Annotated in this window: 21 protein-coding genes and 1 tRNA gene; 12 read left to right on the top strand and 10 right to left on the bottom strand. The window is 70.6% G+C overall.

Annotated elements, in window-relative coordinates:
• Positions 1-5: 5 nt before the first annotated feature.
• The 4 genes from QNA09_RS25740 to QNA09_RS25725 form a co-directional block, all read right to left on the bottom strand.
• Entirely contained in the window at positions 6-977 is a 972-nt protein-coding gene (locus tag QNA09_RS25740) for an alpha/beta hydrolase family protein (protein ID WP_010596150.1), read from the bottom strand.
• A 128-nt stretch (positions 978-1105) separates the two neighbouring features.
• Complete coding sequence (locus QNA09_RS25735) at positions 1106-2413, bottom strand: DUF1254 domain-containing protein (RefSeq protein WP_059175043.1); 1308 nt, start codon at positions 2411-2413, stop codon at positions 1106-1108.
• A gap of 198 nt (positions 2414-2611) precedes the next feature.
• A tRNA-Ser gene (locus QNA09_RS25730) sits at positions 2612-2696 on the bottom strand.
• Between the two features lie 10 nt (positions 2697-2706).
• Entirely contained in the window at positions 2707-3195 is a 489-nt protein-coding gene (locus tag QNA09_RS25725; protein WP_010596152.1) for a MarR family winged helix-turn-helix transcriptional regulator, read from the bottom strand.
• 96 nt (positions 3196-3291) lie between these two features.
• Between QNA09_RS25725 and QNA09_RS25720 the strand changes: the two genes are divergently transcribed.
• Positions 3292-4278: an NAD(P)H-quinone oxidoreductase gene (locus QNA09_RS25720; protein WP_010596153.1), complete on the top strand. Its 987-nt coding sequence runs from the start codon at positions 3292-3294 to the stop codon at positions 4276-4278.
• Between the two features lie 15 nt (positions 4279-4293).
• Here QNA09_RS25720 and QNA09_RS25715 read toward each other — a convergent pair whose 3' ends face one another.
• Positions 4294-5502 (bottom strand): cysteine desulfurase-like protein, encoded by a 1209-nt coding sequence (locus tag QNA09_RS25715; RefSeq protein ID WP_017682062.1) that lies wholly within the window; start codon positions 5500-5502, stop codon positions 4294-4296.
• 156 nt (positions 5503-5658) lie between these two features.
• Between QNA09_RS25715 and QNA09_RS25710 the strand changes: the two genes are divergently transcribed.
• The 5 genes from QNA09_RS25710 to QNA09_RS25690 all read left to right on the top strand — a co-directional run bounded on the left by QNA09_RS25710 (position 5659) and on the right by QNA09_RS25690 (position 9879).
• Positions 5659-6246 carry a bacterial proteasome activator family protein gene (locus tag QNA09_RS25710; protein WP_010596155.1) on the top strand — a complete coding sequence of 196 codons (588 nt, stop codon included), beginning with the start codon at positions 5659-5661 and terminating at the stop codon, positions 6244-6246.
• Between the two features lie 38 nt (positions 6247-6284).
• Complete coding sequence (locus QNA09_RS25705; protein WP_026138070.1) at positions 6285-7160, top strand: ABC transporter permease; 876 nt, start codon at positions 6285-6287, stop codon at positions 7158-7160.
• Positions 7161-7172: 12 nt separating this feature from the next.
• Positions 7173-7997: an ABC transporter ATP-binding protein gene (locus QNA09_RS25700; protein WP_119699323.1), complete on the top strand. Its 825-nt coding sequence runs from the start codon at positions 7173-7175 to the stop codon at positions 7995-7997.
• Positions 7994-8893, top strand: coding sequence for a glycosyltransferase (locus QNA09_RS25695; RefSeq protein WP_119699322.1), 900 nt, complete (start codon positions 7994-7996; stop codon positions 8891-8893). The genes QNA09_RS25700 and QNA09_RS25695 overlap by 4 nt, the downstream gene beginning before the upstream one ends.
• Positions 8894-9024: 131 nt before the next feature.
• Complete coding sequence (locus QNA09_RS25690; RefSeq protein WP_010596159.1) at positions 9025-9879, top strand: TylF/MycF/NovP-related O-methyltransferase; 855 nt, start codon at positions 9025-9027, stop codon at positions 9877-9879.
• Between the two features lie 3 nt (positions 9880-9882).
• Here the strand turns inward: QNA09_RS25690 and QNA09_RS25685 are convergent, their stop codons facing one another.
• Together QNA09_RS25685 and QNA09_RS25680 are read right to left on the bottom strand one after the other, a co-directional pair.
• On the bottom strand, positions 9883-11394 hold the full coding sequence (locus QNA09_RS25685) for a glycosyltransferase family 39 protein (RefSeq protein WP_010596160.1): 1512 nt from the start codon (positions 11392-11394) through the stop codon (positions 9883-9885).
• Positions 11395-11397: 3 nt separating this feature from the next.
• The gene (locus tag QNA09_RS25680) at positions 11398-13299 is read right to left on the bottom strand and encodes a glycosyltransferase (protein WP_040270478.1); all 1902 of its coding nucleotides are present in this window, start codon (positions 13297-13299) and stop codon (positions 11398-11400) included.
• Positions 13300-13478: 179 nt separating this feature from the next.
• Between QNA09_RS25680 and QNA09_RS25675 the strand changes: the two genes are divergently transcribed.
• Entirely contained in the window at positions 13479-15719 is a 2241-nt protein-coding gene (locus QNA09_RS25675; RefSeq protein ID WP_119699321.1) for a hypothetical protein, read from the top strand.
• 47 nt (positions 15720-15766) lie between these two features.
• On the opposite strand, the gene QNA09_RS25670 is transcribed toward QNA09_RS25675, so the two are convergent.
• Complete coding sequence (locus tag QNA09_RS25670) at positions 15767-16606, bottom strand: glycosyltransferase family 2 protein (RefSeq protein WP_010596164.1); 840 nt, start codon at positions 16604-16606, stop codon at positions 15767-15769.
• 160 nt (positions 16607-16766) lie between these two features.
• Here QNA09_RS25670 and QNA09_RS25665 point away from each other — a divergent pair, with 160 nt between their 5' ends.
• Together QNA09_RS25665 and QNA09_RS25660 are read left to right on the top strand one after the other, a co-directional pair.
• Entirely contained in the window at positions 16767-17768 is a 1002-nt protein-coding gene (locus tag QNA09_RS25665; RefSeq protein ID WP_010596165.1) for a glycosyltransferase, read from the top strand.
• Between the two features lie 2 nt (positions 17769-17770).
• Entirely contained in the window at positions 17771-18739 is a 969-nt protein-coding gene (locus QNA09_RS25660; RefSeq protein WP_040270473.1) for an NAD(P)-dependent oxidoreductase, read from the top strand.
• Here the strand turns inward: QNA09_RS25660 and rfbB are convergent.
• Positions 18697-19713 (bottom strand): dTDP-glucose 4,6-dehydratase, encoded by a 1017-nt coding sequence (rfbB, locus tag QNA09_RS25655; protein WP_010596167.1) that lies wholly within the window; start codon positions 19711-19713, stop codon positions 18697-18699. The two genes, QNA09_RS25660 and rfbB, sit on opposite strands and share 43 nt — an antisense overlap.
• A gap of 64 nt (positions 19714-19777) precedes the next feature.
• On the opposite strand from rfbB, the gene rfbA reads away from it, so the two are divergent.
• From rfbA to QNA09_RS25640, 3 genes are read left to right on the top strand one after another with little or no spacing between them, the layout of a single operon-like run.
• Positions 19778-20650 carry a glucose-1-phosphate thymidylyltransferase RfbA gene (gene rfbA / locus QNA09_RS25650; RefSeq protein WP_010596168.1) on the top strand — a complete coding sequence of 291 codons (873 nt, stop codon included), beginning with the start codon at positions 19778-19780 and terminating at the stop codon, positions 20648-20650.
• A 2-nt stretch (positions 20651-20652) separates the two neighbouring features.
• The gene (gene rfbC, locus QNA09_RS25645; protein WP_064066425.1) at positions 20653-21240 is read left to right on the top strand and encodes a dTDP-4-dehydrorhamnose 3,5-epimerase; all 588 of its coding nucleotides are present in this window, start codon (positions 20653-20655) and stop codon (positions 21238-21240) included.
• The gene (locus QNA09_RS25640; RefSeq protein WP_029540188.1) at positions 21237-21722 is read left to right on the top strand and encodes a GtrA family protein; all 486 of its coding nucleotides are present in this window, start codon (positions 21237-21239) and stop codon (positions 21720-21722) included. The genes rfbC and QNA09_RS25640 overlap by 4 nt, the downstream gene beginning before the upstream one ends.
• Positions 21723-21788: 66 nt before the next feature.
• Here QNA09_RS25640 and QNA09_RS25635 read toward each other — a convergent pair whose 3' ends face one another.
• On the bottom strand, positions 21789-22211 hold the full coding sequence (locus tag QNA09_RS25635) for a GtrA family protein (RefSeq protein WP_051009409.1): 423 nt from the start codon (positions 22209-22211) through the stop codon (positions 21789-21791).
• Positions 22212-22332 lie beyond the last annotated feature (121 nt).

Raw genomic sequence — 22332 nt, 5'->3', positions numbered from 1 at the left:
CCCGTTCAGTCGAGCCCGAGAGCGCGCTCGAGCGTCGGCCAGGCGGTGCGCAGATCGTCCTGCCAGTACGGCCACGAATGCGTGCCGTACGGGCGGTAGACGATCGTGGCGGGAATCCGCAGCTCCCGCAGTCGCCGGTCGAACCCGATCGTGCACACGAAGGCACCGACCTCGAGCGGGCCGCCCACGTCGAGGGCCTCCGCATCGGGTCCGACGTCGTACGGGCCGGGCAGACCGTTGCCGGTGCTGATGAAGATCTCCTTGCCGCGCAACCGCTCGGCGAGGACGTACGGATCGTGCGCCGCCCACGCCGGATCCCCCGGCGCTCCCCACATGTTGTCCGGATTGCCGCCCTTGTAGGCGACGGTGCCGCGGACCGCGTCCTGCGCGGACGCCTTCGACGTGTCCAGGCACCCGCTCAGCGCGGCCACGCCCCGGTACAGGTCCGGATTCCGGGCGATCAGGCTCGCCGCCCCCGTCGCGCCCATCGACAGGCCGCCGACGGCGTTGACGCCGTTGCCCGCGAAACGGGCGTCGATCAGCGGCGGCAGTTCCTTCGTCAGGAACGTCTCCCACGCGTTCACGCCCAGGACGGGATCCGGGGCGAGCCAGTCCGTGTAGTAGCTCGCGGTTCCGCCGACCGGCAGCACGACGTTCACGTTCTTGTCGGCGACGAAGTCGACGATGTCCGTGCGCTGCGTCCACGTACTCTCGCGGTAGTCCGACTCGGCTCCGGCGCTGACACCGTCGAGCAGGTAGAGAGACGGGCGCGGCGCGTCCCCGGCGGGATGCAGCACCTGCACCTGCACGACCCGCTGCATCGACGGCGAGTACACGAACACCGCCGAACGACGAGGCGTGACGGACTCGACCCGCTCCACCCGCGCGGACGTCGCCGGTTCGGCGGACGCGACGGACAGCGTGGACAGTGGCACGACGAACGCCGCGACGAGCGCCGCGACCGCAGATCTGAGCATCAAGTTCCTTCGTCCCCCGACTTCGGAAACACCGATTCCACAGTACGGACCGGGGCGGGTCAAGAAAGTGGGGCTCGTCACCAACGCGGAGCGCAGCCCTTGGTGACGACAGGACACGAGGACGCGGGCTACCGCTGCGGGACCGGTTCCGGCGGAAGCCAGCCCTGGTCCGCAGGCAGGTACGACCGGAACATCAGCACGAACTCGCCCGGCGGCGCCGGCAGCCAGTTCGGGCCGGCCGCAATCGGCGGCCGCGACGAAACCCACACGTCGAGCCCACCGTCGGGACCACGGACGAGCCCGGGCGTCCGGTCGCCGACGGCGTAGCGGTCGACGGGGTTGGCGACGAGGAACACGTCCGGGCCGTACACGGTGACGGACCAGAAGCCGCGGTCGTCGACCGGCGGCAGGCCCCCGGGTGGGAAACGCAGGAGATAGCCGGTCTCACCCCGGAGCGTCGTTCCGTCGGCCGCGACGCGGGCCACGTGGTACGTCGACTCCTCCGGCACGTTCGCGCCGAGCCCGATCGTCGCGACGACCGCGCGCTGGAGGTAGTCCGTGCCGTACCGGCCCGCGGTCGGCAGCGAATGCCACACCTCGCCGGACCCTCGATCCGAGTCGACGAGGTCCCGGATGCGTCGCTCGCCGCGGACCACCCCGGTCGCGAGTGCGGCGACGGTGTCCGCGGAACCCGTACTCGGCCGGGCGCCCGGCCGGACCCCGAGGTCCGCGAGTTCGTCGAGCAGCGGCGCGTCCGCCGGCGGGGGCGGATTCGCGGCCAGGATCGCCGACAGTTCGTCGAAGAACCGCGGACCCGACGCCGCGAGCGCCTGCGGGTCGGGATTGCTGCCGCACGCGGTCGGCGGCAGCGGCGGCGGCGCCCCGGCGACGGGCGCGGCCAGCACGGTCAACGAGTACTGCCGTTGCGCGGCACGGGCGGCCTCGAGGTCGGTCGCCGACTCCACGAGCGTCCGGCCGATCATCCACGCGTCCCAGGTGGACGACTCGACGACGGCCGCGTCCGCGGGCAGCGGACCGTCCCACCCCGGCGGGACGACGACGTGGGCACCGGCCGCCGGTCCCGTCGCCCGGGTGCCGACGTTGGCGAAGACGTCGGTGTAGATGTCGAGAAACTGGAAGTCGAAGTACCGGGCTCCCATGTCCGGATGGGTCAGCAGCACCGGACCGCCGCGAAGATCCAGCCACGCGATCGAATACAGCGTGTCGACGTTGGGAGCGACGACGACACGCGAGGTGGGATCGGCCGTCGCGGACTGGTGGTGCAGCCGGTTCACCGGTAGCAGGCAGAGCATGTTCGCCCGGGTCCGCGCGAGCGTCACGGGTGCGTAGCCGTAGACGTAACCGTCGGCGGCCACGTCGACCGCGGTCCGTTCGGCCGCCGGTTGCGGCGCCGCGCAGGCGGTCAGCAGGCCCACTGCCAGCGCTGCCGCCGCTCGAACCGCTGCGCCGACCATGGCGCCAGTGTAGGAGGCGAGAACGCGTTCCAGGGATTGTCGGCGGGTCCGCGCGCTGTGGTGCTACTTGCGCGCGTCCGAACGCGCGCGACAAGCACTTTTCCGCGCGACCGTCCCACGAGGAAGCCCGCCACCTGACATGCAGGTGGCGGGCTCCGGCGGAAGCGGAGGGATTTGAACCCCCGGTCGCTCTCACGACGCTCGCTTTCAAGGCGAGTGCATTCGGCCGCTCTGCCACGCTTCCGTGGCAAATCCTAACCACACCGCTCGTCGACGGCCGCCTCCACCTTGGTGAAGATCTCGGAGAGGGCGCGGATCTGCGTCCTCGTGAGCAGGTCGACGAGGTTGCGGCGCACCCCGGCGACGTGGGTGGGCGCGGCCTCGGTGAGGCGGCGCCGGCCCTCGTCGGTGAGAGTGGCCAGGACCCCCCGTCCGTCCTCGGCGCAGGAACTGCGCACCACCATCGACGCCGCCTCCATGCGACGGATCTGGTGGGTGAGGCGGCTGCGGGAGGACAGCACGCCGTCGGCCAGGTCGCTCATGCGCAGCGACCCGTCCGGGGCTTCGGAGAGCAGCACCAGGATCCGGTACTCGGCGAGGGACAGACCGTGGGCCTGCTGCAGGTCGCGATTGAGTCGATCCATCAGCCGGTGATTGCCGTCGATGTAGGCCCGCCATGCCCGCTGCTCGTCCGTGTCGAGCCAGCGCGGGTCGGGACGTTCGGCATGCGGTTCGGCTGTCACGCGGGCAGTGTAAGGGCAGGCCACCACCGGTGTTACTCACTGGTCAGTTCGCTGCGTGTCGCCCCTGCGTCGGCGTGTCGCGATAGCGTCGAACCCATGCGCGCAATCACGATCACCGAACCCGGCGGCCCCGAGGCCATGCAGTGGGCCGAACAGCCCGACCCCACGCCCGGTCCCGGACAGGTCCTGATCGACGTGGCCGCGACGGCCGTCAACCGGGCCGATCTGCTGCAGCGGCGCGGCCTGTACCCGCCGCCGCCCGGATCCAGCGACATCCTGGGCCTCGAATGCTCCGGAGTGATCGCCGAGCTCGGCGAGGGCGTGAGCGGCTGGTCGATCGGCGACCGGGTGTGCGCGCTGCTCTCCGGCGGCGGCTACGCCGAGCAGGTCGTCGTCCCCGCCGGACAGGTCCTGCCCGTACCCGAGGGGGTGGATCTCGCGGTGGCCGCGTCGCTGCCCGAGGTGGCCTGCACCGTGTGGTCCAACGTGGTGATGGCGGCGGGACTGCGCCGCGGCGAGGTGCTCCTCGTGCACGGCGGCGGTGGCGGCATCGGCACCCACGCCGTCCAGGTCGGCAAGGCGCTGGGCGCGAAGGTCGCGGTGACCGCCTCGGCCGGCAAGCTCGACTACTGCCGTGAACTCGGCGCCGACCTGGCGATCGACTACCGCACGCAGGACTTCGTCGCCGAGGTCCGGAATGCGTTCGGCGGCGCCGACGTGGTGCTCGACAACATGGGCGCGGCCTACCTGTCCCGCAACGTCGACGTGCTCGCCCCCGACGGCCGGCTCGTGGTGATCGGCATGCAGGGCGGCGCGAAGGGCGAACTCAATCTCGGCAAGCTGCTCGCCAAGCGGGGGCACGTCCTCGCCACGGGTCTGCGGGGGCGACCGGAGACCGGCCGCTCCGGCAAGAGCACGATCGTCGCGGAGGTCCGTGAGCACGTGTGGCCCTTGATCGCCGAGGCCCGCGTCCGGCCCGTCGTCCACGCAGAGGTGCCGATCACCGAGGCCGGGCGGGCCCACGAGATGCTGGATTCCCCCGATACCGTCGGCAAGGTCGTGCTGCGGATCGACCGGCACTGATCCCGGTCCGCCGGATCAGGGGGCGGTGAGGTTGCGCAGTTCGCGCACGAGCTGGTCGAGCTCGTAGCGGGTGGTGTACGGGGCCAGTCCGACGGTCACCGCGCCGCCCTCGTCGCTGACGCCGAGCGAGTCGAGCAAACGACTCGTGCCGCGGCTGACCGCGACGGACGCGATGCGACGGTCGGCGAGATGCGCGGCGATCTTCTCGGCCGGCACCCCCGCGACGGTGAAGCTCAACGTCGGGACCCGGCTCGACGCACGACCGATCACCATCACGTCGGGCAGGTTGTCCAGCAGGCGCATCAGCCGCTCGAAGAGCTGGTCCTGGTAGCCCTGGAGCGAGCTGATCGACGTCTCGAGGCGCTCCCGCCGCGTACCCGTCGCCTCGTCGTCGAGGGCCGCGAGGAAGTCGACGGACGTGACGAGCCCGGCGAGCATCGCGAACTGGTGGCCGCCGACTTCGAGCCGCTCCGGACCGCGGGCGTGCGGATCCAGGGAGACCGCGGGGATCCGGTCGAGCTGCGCCGGGTCACGGAACACCAGGGCGCCGACCTGCGGTCCTCCCCAGGCGGAGGCGTCGAGGGCGAGCACGTCGGCGCCGAGCTCGTGGATGTCGACGTGCGCGTAGGGCGCGGCCCCCGCCGCGTCGACCACCATGAGTCCCCCGACCTCGTGGACCCGGTCGGCGGCGACGCGCACGTCCGGCGCGGACCCCACCAGCGACGATGCCGCGGTCAGCGCGACGAGCCGCGTCGTCGGGGTGATCAGTTCCTCGAACTGCCAGCTCGGCAGCTCGCACGTCTCGATCTCGACCTCGGCCCACCGCACCTGCGCGCCGTACCGGCTCGCGACGCGCAACCACGGCGCCACGTTCGCCTCGTCGTCCAGCCGGGACAGCACGAGCCCGGTGCCGAGCCCGAGCCGGGAGCTGAGCGACTCCGCGAGCCAGGCCAGCAGGACCGCCCGATCCGGTCCGAGCACCACACCGGCCGGGTCCCCGCCGACGAGATCGGCCACGGCGACCCGCGCCGCCTGCAGCAGCGACGCGCTCCGGCGGTTCGAGGTGTGCCGGCCCGCCGGGGACGCCGCGGCGTTGCGGAATGCCGTCGACACCGCTCGGGAGACCGCGTCGGGAATCTGCATTCCGGCCTGGGGATCGAGATGGATCCAACCGTCGCCGAGCGAGGGAATCAACCCCCGGATCCGGGCAACGTCGTAAGCCATGCGTGACACTCTAAATCCCGGTGTCAATCGGATGTCGTCCACGTCGGTCCTGCCTGCCCTCCGCAGGTGCACGTCGACGGGCGGAATGTGGGGCGAAACCTCTCGTATCGGGAACCTGACTCGGCAGGGGCAGCGGCGAGAGGACAAGATGGAACCATGACGCATTCGGAGAATGAGCACGTCCTCGTGATCGGGCCCGACGGCCGACCCGTCCCGGTCCCGCGCGACGGGACCGCCTCCGGTGATCCGCGAGAGTCGCCCGCAGAGCCTCAGGAGAAGCCGGACGACGGCGAGTCGCTCGCCGACATGGTCGAGCAGCCGGCGAAGGTCATGCGGATCGGCACGATGATCAAGCAGCTGCTCGAGGAGGTCCGCGCCGCGCCGCTCGACGATGCGAGCCGTGCCCGTCTGCGGGAGATCCACCAGTCCTCCATCCAGGAACTCGGCGAGGGCCTGGCGCCGGAGCTGCGCGAGGAGCTCGAACGGCTCGCGCTGCCGTTCGGTCAGGACGAGGTGCCCTCCGACGCGGAGTTGCGGATCGCGCACGCTCAGCTCGTCGGATGGCTCGAAGGCTTGTTCCACGGGATCCAGACGGCGCTGTTCGCGCAGCAGATGGCGGCGCGGGCGCAGCTCGAGCAGATGCGTCAGGGTGCACTGCCGCCCGGCATGCTCGGGGGCGGACCGCGTCCCGACGAGCGGCACGGCCCCGGTCCGGGTGCACCCGGTACCGGGCAGTACCTGTAACGCCGGCCCGGACCCGATCCCCGGTAGGCTCGAACCTCGTGTCAGCTTCTGCCCTCGATCCCGAGCCCACCGCCGCGGACTCCCCGGTGGTGTCGGATTCGCAGACCTTCCGGCGCGGCCTGAAGGATCTGCGCGACGGCTTCGCCCAGCGCGAGCTGTGGCTCAGCCTGGCCTGGCAGGACATCAAGCAGCGCTACCGGCGCTCGGTGATCGGCCCGTTCTGGATCACGATCGCCACCGGTGTCCAGGCCACCGCCATCGGCATCCTGTATGCCGCGCTGCTGGATATTCCGCTCGACGAGTTCCTGCCGTACGTCACGGTCGGGCTGATCGTGTGGAACATGATCAGCGCCTCCATCCTGGAGGGCTCGGAGGTGTTCATCGCCAACGAGGGCCTGATCAAACAGTTGCCGTCGGCGCTGAGCGTGCACATCTACCGGCTCGTGTGGCGGCAGTTGCTGTTCTTCGCCCACAACCTGGTGATCTACGTGATCATGGTCGTCGCCTTCGGGGTGTGGCGGGACCTGACGTGGACGTCGCTCGCAGCGATTCCGGCGCTGGTCCTGATCGTGCTCAATGCCGTGTGGGTGTCGATCGTGTTCGGCATCTTCGCCACCCGCTACCGCGACATCGCGCCGATCCTGTCCAGCCTCACGCTGCTGCTGTTCGTCCTCACCCCGATCATGTGGACCACGCAGAGCCTCGAAGCGCAGGGCGGGGAGGCCGCCAAGCGCGTCAAGCTGGCCGAGATCAACCCGCTGTTCCACTATCTCGACATCATCCGGGCGCCGATGATCGGCCAGGATCAGCAGGCCTACCACTGGTACATCGTGCTGGCGATCACCGTGGTCGGCTGGGCACTGGCGCTGCTGGCACTGCGTAAGTACCGGGCACGCGTGCCCTACTGGGTCTGAGGGGCCGTCGATATGACCGAACATGTGAGCATCGAGACGCGCGGAGCGTGCGTCGACTTCCCGATCTTCGACGCGAAGACCCGGTCGCTGAAGAAGGCGTTCCTCGGCAAGGCGGGCGGCTCGATCGGCCGCAACACCTCCGACGTGGTGGTGGTGGAGGCGCTGCGCGACATCACCATATCGCTGAAGGAAGGCGACCGCATCGGCCTCGTCGGCCACAACGGTGCCGGCAAGTCCACGCTGCTGCGGCTGCTGTCGGGCATCTACGAACCCACTCGCGGCAGCGCCCGCATCCGTGGTCGGGTCGCGCCCGTGTTCGACCTGGGCGTCGGCATGGACCCGGAGATCTCCGGCTACGAGAACATCATCATTCGCGGGCTGTTCCTCGGGCAAACCCGCAAGCAGATGCTCGCGAAGATGGACGAGATCGCCGAGTTCACCGAGCTCGGCGAGTACCTGAACATGCCGCTGCGCACCTACTCGACCGGCATGCGGGTGCGCGTCGCGATGGGCGTGGTCACCAGCATCGACCCCGAGATCCTGCTGCTCGACGAGGGTATCGGTGCCGTGGACGCCGAGTTCATGAAGAAGGCCCGGATACGGCTGCAGAAACTCGTCGAACGCTCCGGCATCCTCGTCTTCGCCAGCCACTCCAACGAGTTCCTCGCGCAGCTGTGCGACCGGGCCCTGTGGATCGACCACGGTCGGATCCGCATGGAAGGTGGTATCGAGGACATCGTGCGCGCCTACGAGGGCGACGACGCGGCCGAGCACGTGCGGCACGTGGTCGCCGAGATGGAACGCGAGCAGGGAATGCGGCAGGAGCGCTCGGCGTGAGCGAACGCATCGTCGGGGTGGTGGTCACCCACCGGCGGCGTGAGCAGCTCGCGCAGTCGCTGAAGGTGCTGTCCACCCAGACGCGGCCGCTCGATCACCTCGTCGTCGTCGACAACGCCGACGAGGCGGCGGTGCGTGAGCTCGTCGAGTCCTGCCCGCTGCCGACCAGCTACCTCGGGTCCAAGCACAACCTCGGCGGCGCCGGCGGCTTCGCGCTGGGGATGCTGTACGCGCTGTCGCTCGGCGCGGACCGGGTGTGGCTGGCCGACGACGACGGCCGTCCCGAGGGCCCCGACGTCCTCGCGACACTGCTCGACTGCGCGCAGCGGCACGGCCTGGCGGAGGTGTCGCCGGTGGTGTGCGACATCGACGACTCCGACCGTCTCGCGTTCCCGTTGCGCCGGGGCGTGGCGTGGCGGCGTCACCGCAGCGAACTCGGCGACGTCGAAACCGATGATCTGCTGCCGGGCATCGCGTCGCTGTTCAACGGCGCCCTGTTCACCGCCGCCGCGATCGACGCGGTGGGCGTGCCGGACCTGCGGCTGTTCGTGCGGGGCGACGAGGTGGAGGTGCACCGTCGCCTGGTCCGCTCGGGTCTGCCGTTCGGCACCTGCCTGCGCACCGCCTACCTGCACCCCAACGGCGCCGACGAGTTCAAGCCGATCCTCGGCGGCCGGATGCACACCCAGTACCCGGACAACGACACCAAGCGGTTCTTCACCTACCGCAACCGCGGCTACCTGCTCTCCCAGCCCGGCCTGCGCCGGTTGCTGCCGCAGGAGTGGGTGCGGTTCGGCTGGTACTTCCTCGTCACCCGTCGTGACCCTGCCGGGCTGCGCGAGTGGGTGCGGCTGCGCAAGCTGGGGCGGCAGGAGCGGTTCGACCGGCCCGCGTGAGGGGCCGAATGTCACATTGCGTCGATGGAACCGACGCAATGTGACATTCGGCCGGTGGGAAGGCGCGATTGCGCCCGGTTCTCGCGCTGTCTAGGTTCGGGGCAAGATCTCGGGCGGCACGGGAGGGCGCGATGCTGGGTCGGTGGCGGGCGATGACCCGGGGCAAGCTGCAGCGGGCCGTCGCCGAGGTCGTCGACCTCTCGGCGCGACGCGCCCGCGAGCTGCAGGAGAACCACCACGACCGTGTGCTGGCCGAACTGACCGCGACCACCGCGGAGTTGCGGCAGGTGCTGGCAGAACTCGCGCGGACCCGGTCCGAGGTGGGCCTGCTGCGGGAACGCGTCGCCGACCTCGAGCACCGGCAGCGCCGCGACCTGCGCTACGCGATGGACCACGCCGCCACCGACACCGCAGCGGCGTTCGCCGTCGCGAACATGCCCACCGCCGCCGTCCTCGACACCCCGCACGACACCCTGCGGTTCGCGCTCGACCGGGTGTCCCGGCCCGGCCTGGCACTCGAGTTCGGCGTCGCGTCGGGCACCACCTTGCGGATCGTCGCCGATGTGCTGGGCGCGAAGCACCCGGTGTTCGGGTTCGACGTCTTCACCGGGCTGCCGGAGACGTGGCGCAGCGGATTCCCGGCCGGGGAGTTCGCGCAGGACGCCCCGCCGGAGGTGCCCGGCGCCGAGCTGGTGCCCGGTCTGTTCGCCGACACCCTGCCCGGCTTCCTCGCCGCGCATCCCGGCGACGTCGCGTTCGTCCATCTCGACGCCGACCTGTACTCGTCCACCACGACGGTGCTCGACCTGCTCGAAGACCGCCTGGTGCCCGGCAGCGTGCTGGTGTTCGACGAGTTCTTCAACTATCCCGGCTGGCAGCAGCACGAGTACCGGGCGTGGACCGAGTTCGTCGCGCGCACCGGCGTCGCGTTCGAGTACCTCGCCTACACGGCCGACAACGAGCAGGTCGTCGTGCAGCTGCGGTGACTCTCAGCGCACGAAACGGATCGCCTGACTGACGTTGTACTGTCGGCGCTCGTCGATCCGGAAACCGGCTTCCACGAGCCCGGCGTACTCCGGGGTCGTCTCGAACCGGTGCGGTGGGAGCGTCCACCACTGATTCGACGTGTGGTAGATCCGCTGTTCGACCGTCCGCTCGGCGTCGGCGAAGAACCACACCACGTCGCACGTGGACAGCTGCCCCGCGACCGCCTGGAACGGGAGGTTCTCGTCCCACAGCCAGCCCTCGGCGGCTGCGGTCCGTCCCAGCCCCGGATCACGGGTGCCCGCGAAGGTCTCCGGCCGGGCCGTGATCACCAGCCGCTGCGACGCCGGGTTCCACGCGGCTCCACCGAACAGCACACAGTCACCGGGCTCGAGCCGGTCGGCGACATCGTGGTTGACCGTGCTGAAATCCATGCCGCTGGGGTCGGACCATGCGGAGCGCTGTGCGACGAAGGACGGCACGGTCAGCAGCACCAGTGCACCGGTGACACCGACCGTCGCCCACGTCCGCACGGCCACCGCCGCGACGGCGGCCGCACCGACCAGCGCGACCGCGGGCGTCGTGAAGGTCAGGTACCGGTCCAGGTAGACCGGGGTCGCGACGAGCGAGTACGTCACGAGCATCGCCATCGGCAGCACGATCCACGGAACGGCCACCGCGAGAACGCCGTGTCGCCGCACCGGCGTGCGTCGCCGCACCGCCGCGACGGTTCCCGCGACGAGCAACACCGTGAACGCCGCCGCGAACCAGGGGGCGCCCACGAACCACTGATACTCCCACACGATCCGCGGCAGATTCCGGTCGAGGGGCCGAATCCACGACGTCTGCCCCGCCTGGGCGAACGCCTCGAGCACGAGCGGGCTCGCCGCCGCCGAGCCCGCCACCACCGCCGCCGCCCACGCCGGTCCGCGGCGCCGCAGGTCACCCCGCCACGCCAGGGTGATCAGGTGCGCCGGCACCAGCGCAATCGTGTACAGGAACAGCACCACCGACAGCGCGAGCACGGCGGCGTACAGCAGCCACCATCGGAGCCGGCCCGACTCGCACGCCACGAGCAGCAGCACGGTCAGCCACACGGCGACGGCCGCGGACGGGGCGTAGCTGCGGGCCTCGACCGCAGCCCACGTCACACGGGGCAGCAGCAGGAAGACGACACCCGCGAGCACGCCGAGACGCCGGTCCGCGAGCATGCACGCCAGCACCACCACGCCGCCGGCCGCGGCACCCACGGCCAGGATGCTCGGCACCCGCGCCGAGAACTCCGAGGCCCCGAAGACGGCGAACCAGTACCGCATCGCCACGTAGTACAGGCCGTGGACGACGTCGACGTTGCCGAGCACTCGGTCCAGGTCGGCGCGGGAGCGCTGGGCCACCGAGAGGGTGGCCAGCTCGTCGTACCAGAAGGAGGGCCGCCACGACCCCCACGCTGCGACGATCGAACCCAGCAGTGCGACGAGGACGGCATCCCGCGCGCACGCCGTGGTCCGATCGGCCATCCGCTATCGCCCGTACAGGCGGGCCCAATTCTCCCGGCTGGTCAGCTGCGGCGCGGCCTCGCGGTACCGCAGGGACACCGCGGGGGTTTCCTGCTTCAGGGCCTGCAGCGCACGCATACCGCGCCGGAGCAGCGCGACGGCCCGCTTCTTGTCCCGCCTGCGCACGCGGACGCCCTCCTGGGAGGCGTCGGTGACGACGGCATGCGAGAACAGCGAGACGTGCCACCAGTGCGCGTCCGACGACGGGACCGCGACCGGATGGGCGGGGAGGCGGCCCCGCCACTGGTTGAGGGCGCGTTTGGCCAGCACCGCCCACTCGAGGCTCTTGCGCGGGTGCGGGCCGGCCGGGGTGATGAACATGTCGGCCGGACGCAGACCCGGCACGTTGTTCGCGTTGTGGCGGATGGTCTCCCCGTATTCCGCGCGCTCACGCCGGATGGCGGCCGCGGCCTCCATGCCGCCGTCGTGCAGGAATTCGGGTCCGCGCAGGAAGTCCTCGACGGCCTTGATCAGGGTGAACGCCATGCCGTACTGCATCGAGACGAGGTAGCGGAACAGGTCCGTCCGCAACTGCTTGGCGAGTGCCTTGCCGTCGAGTTCGGTGTGCAGTGCGGCGGTGATCATGGCGTTGCGGAGGTTGAAGTAGCGATGCCACTCGTCCCAGTCCTTCCACGCGAAGTCCGCGTGCCACACCGCGGCGCCGGGTAGCGTGACGGTCGCGACGCCGTTCGCCCGCGAGCGGTAGCCGTACTCGATGTCGTCCCACTGGAAGAACAGGGGCAGCGGGTAGCCGACCTTGTCGACGACCTCGGACGGGATCAGGCAGGACCACCATCCGTTGTAGCCGGCGTCGACCCGGATGTCCTGCTGCTTCTTCAGCGTGCTCTTGTCCGCGAGCGCGTTCTTCACCTCGAGGCCGGCCTGGAGACGCTGCAGGTCGGCGACCTCGGCGCCGACGTGGACCCGGTCGGGGTGCAGCAGGTAGAGCATCTGCGCGCCGACGATGGCGGGCTCGACGGTGCAGTTCGCGAACATGTTGAGCCGGACCACGGCCTCCGGTTCGCACAGGACGTCGTCGTCCATGAAGACGATGTTGGCGCCGGGATTCCGCGCCGACCCGGTGACCTCGTACAGACCGCGGGTGAATCCGCCGGCGCCGCCCAGGTTGGGCTGCGTGATGTAGACGAGCTTGTCGCCGAGCTCGGATGCGACGCGCCGGAACTCCTCCCGGGTCTCGACGCGGTCGTTGCCCTGATCGATCACGTACACCGACTGCACGTCGGCCAGCGCGATCGGGTCGTCCGCCATCGCGGCCAGCGTCGCCGCGCAGTCGTCGGCGCGGTTGAAGGTGCAGATGACCACTGCCGCAGGCCGCAGCGTCTCCGGAGCCGGCACCGTCCACCGGGCGTTCGCGACGGTCAGCTCGCCGGAGCCGGTCGAGATCCGCGCGAACAGGGCACCGCCGTCGACGAACCGGTCGATGGGCGTGGACACCGTCACCGACGTGGGCGTGCCGTGGGACGACACGGTTGTCGTGGCGACGATCCGTCGCCGGCCGCGGGCGTCGGTGGCGACCAACTCGAGGCGGCCGTCTCCGTCGACCTCGGCGACGAACGCGACCTCGGTGACCGCGGTCCAGCGCTGCCAGTAGCTGGCGGGGAACCTGCCGAAGTAGGTGTCCGTTTCGATACGGCTCCGGCGGCCGAGGCGCACCCGGGTCCGCTCCCGGTCCACAGTCCCCTTGACGGTGACGTACATGTCGTCACTGACCAGCGGAGACGGTCCCGCGAACAGCGCGCGCTGCGCGGTCTGCCGGGCTGCAGGGCGCTCCGGGACGGACGAACCGTCGGCCGCGGTGCCGACCCCTCCCGTCGGTTCGATCGCAGCGAATTCGGCCTTGTCCATCCGTCGAAACACCTTTCGGAACCTTGCTGCCCCCCAGGACACAACTCGTCCCAGGCTACCAACGGGCCGCGGACCGGCCGACCTTGCCGCGGATCCGCTGTGCGCCCGCCCGGCCGGTCCCGGGCACACCCCCGTTATCCTTGGCCTCTGCCAGCCCCCTCCCGACCTCTGGAGCACATGTGACGTCCGCCGTCGAGCCCGCGACGCGGCGGCAGCGCTGGCTCTGGGGCACGGTGGTGGCGGCGACGGTGACGCTCACCTACCTGGTGATCCTGACGGCCGACGATCGGTGGTTCTACACCGACGACACCGAATCCGGTGCGGTGCCGAACTGGCTCTTCCTCGGCCGGATCCTGCGGACGGGACAGCTGCCGAGTCTCGTGCCCGAACAGTGGATGGCCGGGAACTACCCGGTCGAGGGACAGGGCGGCCTCTGGAATCCGCCGCAGCTGCTCGTCAACCTGATCGCACCCTCGGTCGACAACATGGTGCTGCTCGCGACGGGCGTGAAGTGGGCGTTCACCGTCGTGCTGGCGCTGGGGGTGTACCGGATCTGCCTGGAGTACGGTGCTCGCGCCCCGTGGGCGGCGGTGGCCGGCGCCGCGGTCCCCTTCACCGGGTTCGCGCTCTTCTACGACCAGGCCACCTGGGTCACGGCCCTCACCGGATCCGCCTGGGTGGCCCAGGCGTGGGCGAGTTCACTGCGCTACCTGCGCGGCCGCTCCGGCCCCCTGCCGGCGTTCGTGTTCCTGTACCTCGCGATCAGCGTCGGCTACGTCTTTCCCGCCCTGGTGGCCGGGATCCTCACCGGCTGCCTCATGATCGGCGAACGGATCCATCGGAACTCGTGGCGGCCGTCGCTGCGACTGGCGGTCGTCGCAGTCTGTGCCGCCGCGGGCGGGCTGATCACCTATCTGCCCGGGGTGCTGTCCAGCTCCGTCACGTGGCGCTCCGATCAGGGTTTCCAGAACGACAACTTCCTCGCGGCCCCCTGGTCGGACACCCTCAATTCCGGCATCCCCTCGGCACTGCCGGGCATCGAAGCCTGGTTCGGGGAGGTGCAGCCGTTCCCCGTCACCTACATCGCCTGGTTCGTCGTCCCGGCTCTCGCCTTCGTGGACTGGAAGACCGTGAACCGGTCCGTGCGCAGCCTGGCAGGCGCGCTGATCTTCCTCGTCGCCATGCTGATGGCGACCGCGGGACCCAGCGTGATGGGGCCGCTGCGCTGGCCGGCGCGGCTGCTGCCGATGTTCGCTCTCGCGACGCTCGTGGTGGTGTGCGTGCTGCTCAGCCGCCACGGCACACTCCGCGGGATCCGGGTCCGCGCGGGCGCGGCGGCCACACTCGTGCTGTTGATGACGCTGCGTTCCGGATCCTCGTCCCCCGAGTTCATGAATCGTCACCTGCTGTGGGCGGGTGCCGTCCTCCTCGTCGGGGCCGTCGTCCTGTGGGCCGCGCTCCGCGCCGGTGAGCGGACGGTCGCGACGCTCCTGCTGCTCTCGGCACTGCCCGTCGTGTACTTCCAGGTGGCGTCGACGACACCGCATCCGCTCGCGTGGGATCTGCCCGCCCGGCAGTCGGTCGCGAAGGCGAACTTCCCGGACCGGCCGGGCACCACGCTGCAACTCGCCGACCGCGAACTGGTGCTGCCGTGGACGGCGAACCCGGAGGGCGTCTACCGCTCCCTGGTGTTCGGCAACTTCGCCAAGTCCCTCGACGAGACCTACGTCAACGCCTACACCCCCATCGGCTTCGAGGAGTTCGCCTTCCACCTGTGCATGCGGCACGACGGTTCGAGCTGTGCGGACGCGTTCGCCGCTGCCTTCGCCACCGAGCCGAGTACCGATCGCACGTACGTGGACCTGATGCTCGTGGATCGGGTCGTGCTGCAGCGCCGGCAGTATCCGGACGCCGGCTCGGAGCCGGCGCCGCCCGGCTGGCGGTGGGTGCAGTCGCCGCCCGGGTCCGCGGACGCCGTGGACGCGGTGATCCTCGAACGGATCGGCGGACCGGTCAGCGGCGGGAACGGACGCATCTCCTTCACCGAGGGAGTCACCGCGACCACGGTGGCCGAGGACTACGCGACGAGCCGGGTCCGCGTCGATTCGGCGGACGGCGGACGCGTCGTCTTCGCCCGGCTGAACTGGCCCGGCTACGCGGTCACGCTGGACGGCCGGCCGCTGGATCCGCGGTCGGTGGACGAGATGTTCCTCGCGGTGGACATCCCCGCCGGCACCGACGCGGGGGAACTCGTCGTGAGCTGGACCCCGCCGGGACAGGGGGCCGGATTCGCCGGACTGGGCCTCGGTCTCGTCGGTGCCGCGACCATGCAACTGCTGTACCTGCGAGACCGGCGGAAGACCCGGCGGGAACATCCGGACGAGACCGCGCTGCCCGTGGCGCCCGCCACGGTGGGCTGAGACCACGGTCGACTGACACGGTCGACTGACACTACGGTCCGCTGTAACTACGGGGGGCTGAGCCGCGACCGGAAGACGGTGTAGAACACCCGCCGCTGAAGCGCGGCGAGTTCGGCGCGACGATTTCCCTGCCACACATCGGCCGCCCGGAGCCCGCCGGGCAGTTGTCCGGCCACCCACCGGTGGTAGGCCTTCGCCTGCCGGGCCTGCTCGGCGACGAGCGCCACGCTCCACTGACCGGCACTGACGCGGAACCCGCCGACGACCTGCCGGAGGGCATACAGATCGCCGTGGAACAGCACCTTCGTGTAGGAGGCCATGTCGATGAGGTAGGGGAAGCGACCGTCCCATCCGCCGGCCCGTTCGAGAGCGTCGCGCCGCATCGTCACGCACATCGGCTCACCGAAGACGTTGGTGCCCAGCCGCACGGTGCGCCGGATCGCCTCCTCACCCGGCACCAGGCCCGACAGTCCCTGGAGCCCGCGGCCGCCGATCATCTTCGTGCCGCGCGCGTCGAGGATGTCGCGCCGCGACGCCACCGCCACCGCCGACGGGTGCGCATCCAGGGCCGCCACCTGGGCGGCGAGGGCACCCGGATAGAGCAGGTCGTCGCCGCACACCAGCTTGACGTACTCGCCGGTGGCCTCGGCCGTCACGCGCTGCCAGTTCCGGGGCGCACCACCGCCCGCCGGGGTCGACAACAGGGTCACGCGCCGGTCGCCGGCGTACTTGCCGAGCAGGTCGGCGGTGCCGTCGGTGGAACTGTGGTCGGCGACGATCAGTTCGAAATCCCCGAAGTCCTGCCCGAGCACGGACTCGACCGTCGCCTCGATGTACGGCGCATTGTTGTAGGCCGGAATCACGACGGAGAGTTTCGGCCTCGTCACTGCTGCTCATCCCGTTCTCGAAGGGGCCGGCGCGGGGCGGGCCGGTGGACGGCGTCACCGTACATCGGCACGGACCGCACCCGAAAACAGCCCCGCCCGGCGTATACACTCCCGACTTGTGAGCAGCGACGACGGGGCGGGGACGGGCACGCCACACCGCGTGTCGATCGTCGTACCGGTCTACCAGGGCGAACACACCCTGGGTGAGCTGCTCGAGCAGATCCTTCCGTGGACCGAGGTCACCCTGACCCCCGGCGGCCGTCCCATGGTGGTCGAGGAGGTTCTGCTCGTCCACGACAACGGCCCCGACGACTCGGCCCGCGTCATCCGGGAACTGTCCGCGAAGTACCCGTTCGTCGCCGGGGTGTGGCTCAGCCGGAACTTCGGCCAGCATCCGGCGACGCTCGCGGGCATGGCGTCGAGCGGCGGCGAGTGGATCGTCACCCTCGACGAGGACGGCCAGCACGACCCGGCCGCCATCGGCGGTCTGCTCGACACCGCGCTCGACGAGGGTGCGACGGTCGTGTACGCGAAGCCGACGAACGCGGCACCGCACGGCGCGCTGCGGAACGTGGCCTCCAGGGGATCCAAATGGTTCCTGGCCCGGGTGCTGTCCGTCTCCGACAGCCCCGACTACCAGAGCTTCCGCCTGGTGCTGGGCGAGGTGGGACGGTCCCTCGCCGCCTACGCGGGTTCGGAGGCCTATCTCGACGTCGCGCTGGGGTGGATCGCGGGGAAGGTGAGCACCAGCCCGGTCGCACTGCGCGAGGAGCAGGGACGGGCGTCCGGCTACCGGCTGCGCACCCTGCTGTCGCACTTCTGGCGGATGGTGCTGTCGAGCGGCACCAAGGGCCTGCGGATGGTGAGCCTGCTGGGCGTGGTCCTGGCCGTCGGCGGTCTCCTGTGGGCGGCGTGGGTGCTGGTGTCCTACCTGTTCCTCGGCAACCGCTTCCCGGTGCAGGGCTGGGCTTCGACGACGGTCATCCTGCTGCTGGGATTCGGTGCCGTCCTGTTCTCCCTCGGGGTCATCGCCGAGTACGTCGGGGTGGCGGTGAAGACGGCGATGGGCAAACCGCCGTACCTGATCGTCAGCGATCCCGACTCCGGCCCGCTGGGCCGCACCCAGCGGTATCCCGACCTCGAATCCTTCCGGAGCGGGTAACCGTGCCGGCGCCGACGTGGGTCGTCGGAAGCGGCGGGCTGCTCGGTTCGTGGGTGACCCGGGAGCTGCGTCGCCGCGACGTCCCGGTGACGACGAGTGTGGTGCCGTGGGACGAGCCGGAACAGGCCCGCACCGTGCTGCTGGCCGATGCGGACCGGTTCGTCCGCGGCGCCGGGGGCGGGCCGTGGCGGGTCGCGTGGTGTGCCGGTGCCGGCGTGAACGGCACGACGTCGGAGGCCTTCGCGGCCGAGAATGCCCTGCTGCGCGACGTGCTCGACGGACTCGCGCACGCGGGCGGCGGCAGCGCCGAACGGGGGACGGTGTTCCACGCGTCGTCGGCAGGCGGGGTGTACGCGGCCGCGCCGGGCGCCCCGCACTCCGAGTACAGTCCCACGGCCCCGCTCGGTCTGTACGGACACGCCAAGCTGGCCGCCGAGACCGTCGTCACGGATTTCGCGCGTGAGACGGGCGCGACCGCCGTGATCGGGCGCTTCGCGAACCTGTACGGGCCGGGCCAGAATCTCGCCAAACCGCAGGGTCTCGTCTCCCACCTGTGCCGCGGGTATCTCACGGGGACGCCGGTCTCGATCTACGTCTCGATGGACACTCTGCGGGACTACCTGTTCGTCTCCGACGCGGCCGAGATGGTGGCCGACGCCCTGGCCCGGGCGGAGACCGACCCGGGCCAGGTGAGCACCAAGATCTTCGCGTCGGGCCGGTCGGTGACGATCGGCGCGATCCTGGGCGCCTGCCGGACCGTCTTCCGCCGTCGCCCCAACGTCGTGCTGGCGTCGTCGCCGCTCGCGTCGGTGCAGGGCCGGGACCTGCGGTTACGGTCCGTGGTGTGGCCGGAGCTGGACCGTCGCAGCCATCGGCCGCTGCCGGCCGGCATCGCCGCGACGCTGGAGGCGACCCGGCGCTCGATGGGTCAGTCGGCTCGGCCGAGTGTGCGCTCGCCGGATCGGGCGTAGGCCTGTTCGGTGGCGTCCTTCTGGGGTCGCCACCAGTGCTCGTGGGTGCGGTACCACTCGATCGTCGCGGCCAGCCCCTCCCGGAAGTCCCGGTAGCGGGGCTGCCAGCCGAGTTCGGTGCGCAGCCGGGTCGCGTCGATCGCGTAGCGCAGGTCGTGGCCGGGCCGGTCGGTGACGAAGTCGAAGTCGGTGCGGTCCCTGCCGCACAGCTCGAGGACGGTCTCGACGACGGTGCGGTTGTCGGTCTCCCCGTCCGCGCCGATCAGGTAGGTCTGCCCGATCTCGCCCTTGTCGATGATCGTCCACACCGCCCGGTTGTGGTCGTCGACGTGGATCCAGTCCCGCACGTTCGCCCCGGTGCCGTACAGCCTGGGCCGCACCCCGTCGAGGACGTTGGTGATCTGCCGCGGGATGAACTTCTCCACGTGCTGGTACGGCCCGTAGTTGTTCGAGCAGTTCGAGATCGTCGCCGCCACCCCGAACGAGCGCACCCACGCCCGCACCAGCAGATCCGAGCCGGCCTTGGTCGAGGAGTACGGGCTCGACGGGTTGTAGGCGGTGGCCTCGGTGAACCGCGCCGGATCGTCGAGGTCGAGATCGCCGTACACCTCGTCGGTGGAGATGTGGTGGTAGCGCACCGCATGCCGGCGCACCGCCTCGAGCAGGGTGAACGTGCCCATCAGGTTGGTCTGCACGAACGGCGACGGATCGGCCAGGGAGTTGTCGTTGTGCGATTCGGCGGCGAAGTGCACCACCAGATCCGACTCGGCCACCAGCTCGTCCACCAGGTCGGCGTCGGCCACGTCGCCGCGGACGAAGCGGACCTGCTCGGCGACCGGGTCGAGGGAGGCGAGGTTGCCGGCGTAGGTGAGCTTGTCGAGCACCGTCACCTGCGCCTCGGGGCGGTCGGCGACGGTCCGATGCACGAAGTTCGCACCGATGAAACCGGCACCGCCGGTGACGAGCAACCGCATGCGGCAACCCTACCGGCGGTGCGGTCGTTGGTCCGCGTCCACCCCGGATGGGAGACTGCCCGTCATGCGCGGAATCATTCTCGCCGGCGGCACCGGGTCCCGACTGCATCCGATCACCCTGGGAGTGAGCAAGCAGCTGGTGCCGGTCTACGACAAGCCGATGATCTACTACCCGCTGTCGACGCTCATGCTCGCCGGGATCCGCGACATCCTGATCATCACCACCGCCGAGGACGCTCCGCAGTTCCATCGGCTGCTCGGCGACGGGTCGCGATACGGGGTGAACCTGACCTACCGGGTGCAGCCGGAACCGAACGGTCTCGCCCAGGCGTTCGTCCTCGGCGCCGAGCACATCGGCGACGGCAGCGTCGCCCTGGTCCTCGGGGACAACATCTTCTACGGTCCGCGCCTGGGCACCCAGCTCACCCGGTTCGCCGACCTCGACGGCGGGGCGGTGTTCGCCTACCGGGTGTCCGACCCCAGCGCCTACGGCGTGATCGAATTCGACTCCGACGGCCGAGCTCTGTCGCTCGAGGAGAAACCCGCCACCCCCAAGTCGAACTTCGCGGTGCCCGGACTGTACTTCTACGACAACGACGTCGTCGCCATCGCCCGCGACCTGCGCCCGTCGGACCGCGGCGAATACGAGATCACCGACATCAACCGCACCTACCTCGAGGCCGGCCGCCTCCAGGTCGAAGTCCTCCCCCGCGGCACCGCCTGGCTCGACACCGGCACCTTCGACTCGCTGCTCGACGCCTGCAACTACGTCCGTACCATCGAACAACGCCAGGGCCTGAAGATCGGCGCCCCCGAGGAGGTCGCGTGGCGGCGCGGCTTCATCACCGACGACGAACTGCGTGCCCTGGCCGCGCCGCTGGTCAAATCCGGCTACGGCAGCTACCTGCTCGACCTGCTCGACCGGGAAGGACACTGACGGTGCACTACCGCGAACTGAAGATCCCCGGCGCCTTCGAGATCACCCCCCGCCAGTTCGGCGACGACCGCGGCGTGTTCTACGAATGGTTCAAACAACCCACCTTCGCCGACGCCGCCGGCCGCCCGCTCGACCTGGCCCAGGCCAACTGCTCGGTCTCCGCCGCCGGGGTGCTGCGCGGCATCCACTACGCCGACGTCCCGCCCGGGCAGGCCAAGTACGTCACCTGCGTCGCCGGCGCGGTCCTCGACGTCGCCGTCGACCTGCGCGTCGGCTCCCCCACCTTCGGACAGTGGGACGCGGTCCTGCTCGACGACGTCGACCGCCGCGCCATCTACCTCCCCGAAGGCCTCGGCCACGCCTTCTGCTCCCTCGCCGACGGCTCCACGGTCGTCTACCTGTGCTCGACCACCTACAACCCCGACCGCGAACACGAGATCGACCCCCTCGACCCGCAGATCGGCATCGACTGGCCCACCACCGGCCGCGACGGCACACCCCTGCACTACGAACTCTCCGCCAAGGACAAGGCCGCACCGTCGCTGGCCGACGTCGTCGCCGCCGGGTCGCTGCCGCGGTACCTCGGGTGAGCGCGCAGCCGGTGCCCTCCCCCGATCCCGCCACCGAGCCCGCCGGCGCGCCCGGCGGGATGACGGGGGCGCCGGGTCCGCTCATGCGCCTGTTCAAGAACCAGGCCGTGGCGTTCCTGCTGGTGGGGGCGTTCAACACCGCGCTGGGCACCGCGTGGTTCATCGTGTGGCAGCTCGCCGTCGGCGACACCCTCGGCTACCACTTCGCGATCGTGGCGGGCTACGCCTCGAACGTGCTGTGTGCCTTCTCCACCTACCGCTATCTGGTGTTCCGGGTGCGCGGTCACTTCCTGCGCGACCTGTGGCGGTTCGTGACGGTCAACCTGAGCGCCTTCCTGCTGAACCTCGCCCTCATGACCGTGGCCGTCTCGGTGCTCGGGTTCCCGCCGATCCCGTCGCAGATCGTGATCACCGTCGTGACCGCGACGGCGAGCTTCTTCGGCTACCGGGACTTCTCCTTCCGTCGCGCCGAGCGCGGCTGACCGCCGCCCCGAGGGAACGGTCCGTGCCGCCCCGGAGACGAGCGAGACATCCGCTCGCCCCACCGCTCAGCGCAGGCGGAAGATCACGGCGCGCTGCACCACGAAGTTGATGACGGTGGCCGTGCCCTGCGCGACGACGAACGCCAGCGGCACGCGCCACCACTCGTCGGGCAGCGCGTCGTACAACACGTAGTTGATGCCGACCTGGACGGCGTAGGTGATCGCGTACAGGATCACCACCGCGACGAACCGGGCCCGGCTCGGTTCGGCCCTGAAGGTCCAGCGCCGGTTGATCAGGTACGCGGTGGTGGTGCCGGCGACGAACGACAGCGACTTCGCGACGTTGACGTGCAGCCCCACGGCGAGCAGCAGCACGTAGAGGCCGAAGTCCACGATCGCGGACAGCCCGCCGGTGAGGACGAACCGCACGATCTGCGTCTTCAGGTCGAGCGCCTCGTCCGCGGTGCTGTCGGTGACGGGGATCTCCACCGGTAGGGGGGCGTGATGCTCCGGTTGCGTCTGCCAGTGCGGGTGCTGCGGATGCTCGGACACGGGCGACAGCCTATGCGAGCGGGGCCCACGTCCCCGCTGCGCGACGGAACGCAGCCGG

The sequence above is a fragment of the Rhodococcus sp. AH-ZY2 genome, from assembly GCF_030916465.1.
Lineage (GTDB): Bacteria > Actinomycetota > Actinomycetes > Mycobacteriales > Mycobacteriaceae > Rhodococcus > Rhodococcus ruber.
Note: the sequence above shows the minus strand (reverse complement) of the source record. Positions and strands in the feature narration are given on the sequence as shown.

What these genes read in the sequence shown, in the direction of transcription:
- QNA09_RS25690 (WP_010596159.1), top strand. Translation starts at nt 9,025, where the DNA reads ATGCTGGGTCGGTGGCGGGCGATGACCCGGGGCAAGCTGCAGCGGGCC.
- QNA09_RS25720 (WP_010596153.1), top strand. Translation starts at nt 3,292, where the DNA reads ATGCGCGCAATCACGATCACCGAACCCGGCGGCCCCGAGGCCATGCAG.
- QNA09_RS25710 (WP_010596155.1), top strand. Translation starts at nt 5,659, where the DNA reads ATGACGCATTCGGAGAATGAGCACGTCCTCGTGATCGGGCCCGACGGC.
- rfbA (WP_010596168.1), top strand. Translation starts at nt 19,778, where the DNA reads ATGCGCGGAATCATTCTCGCCGGCGGCACCGGGTCCCGACTGCATCCG.
- QNA09_RS25715 (WP_017682062.1), bottom strand. Translation starts at nt 5,502, where the DNA reads ATGGCTTACGACGTTGCCCGGATCCGGGGGTTGATTCCCTCGCTCGGC.
- rfbB (WP_010596167.1), bottom strand. Translation starts at nt 19,713, where the DNA reads ATGCGGTTGCTCGTCACCGGCGGTGCCGGTTTCATCGGTGCGAACTTC.
- QNA09_RS25685 (WP_010596160.1), bottom strand. Translation starts at nt 11,394, where the DNA reads ATGGCCGATCGGACCACGGCGTGCGCGCGGGATGCCGTCCTCGTCGCA.
- QNA09_RS25740 (WP_010596150.1), bottom strand. Translation starts at nt 977, where the DNA reads ATGCTCAGATCTGCGGTCGCGGCGCTCGTCGCGGCGTTCGTCGTGCCA.
- QNA09_RS25700 (WP_119699323.1), top strand. Translation starts at nt 7,173, where the DNA reads ATGACCGAACATGTGAGCATCGAGACGCGCGGAGCGTGCGTCGACTTC.
- QNA09_RS25680 (WP_040270478.1), bottom strand. Translation starts at nt 13,299, where the DNA reads ATGGACAAGGCCGAATTCGCTGCGATCGAACCGACGGGAGGGGTCGGC.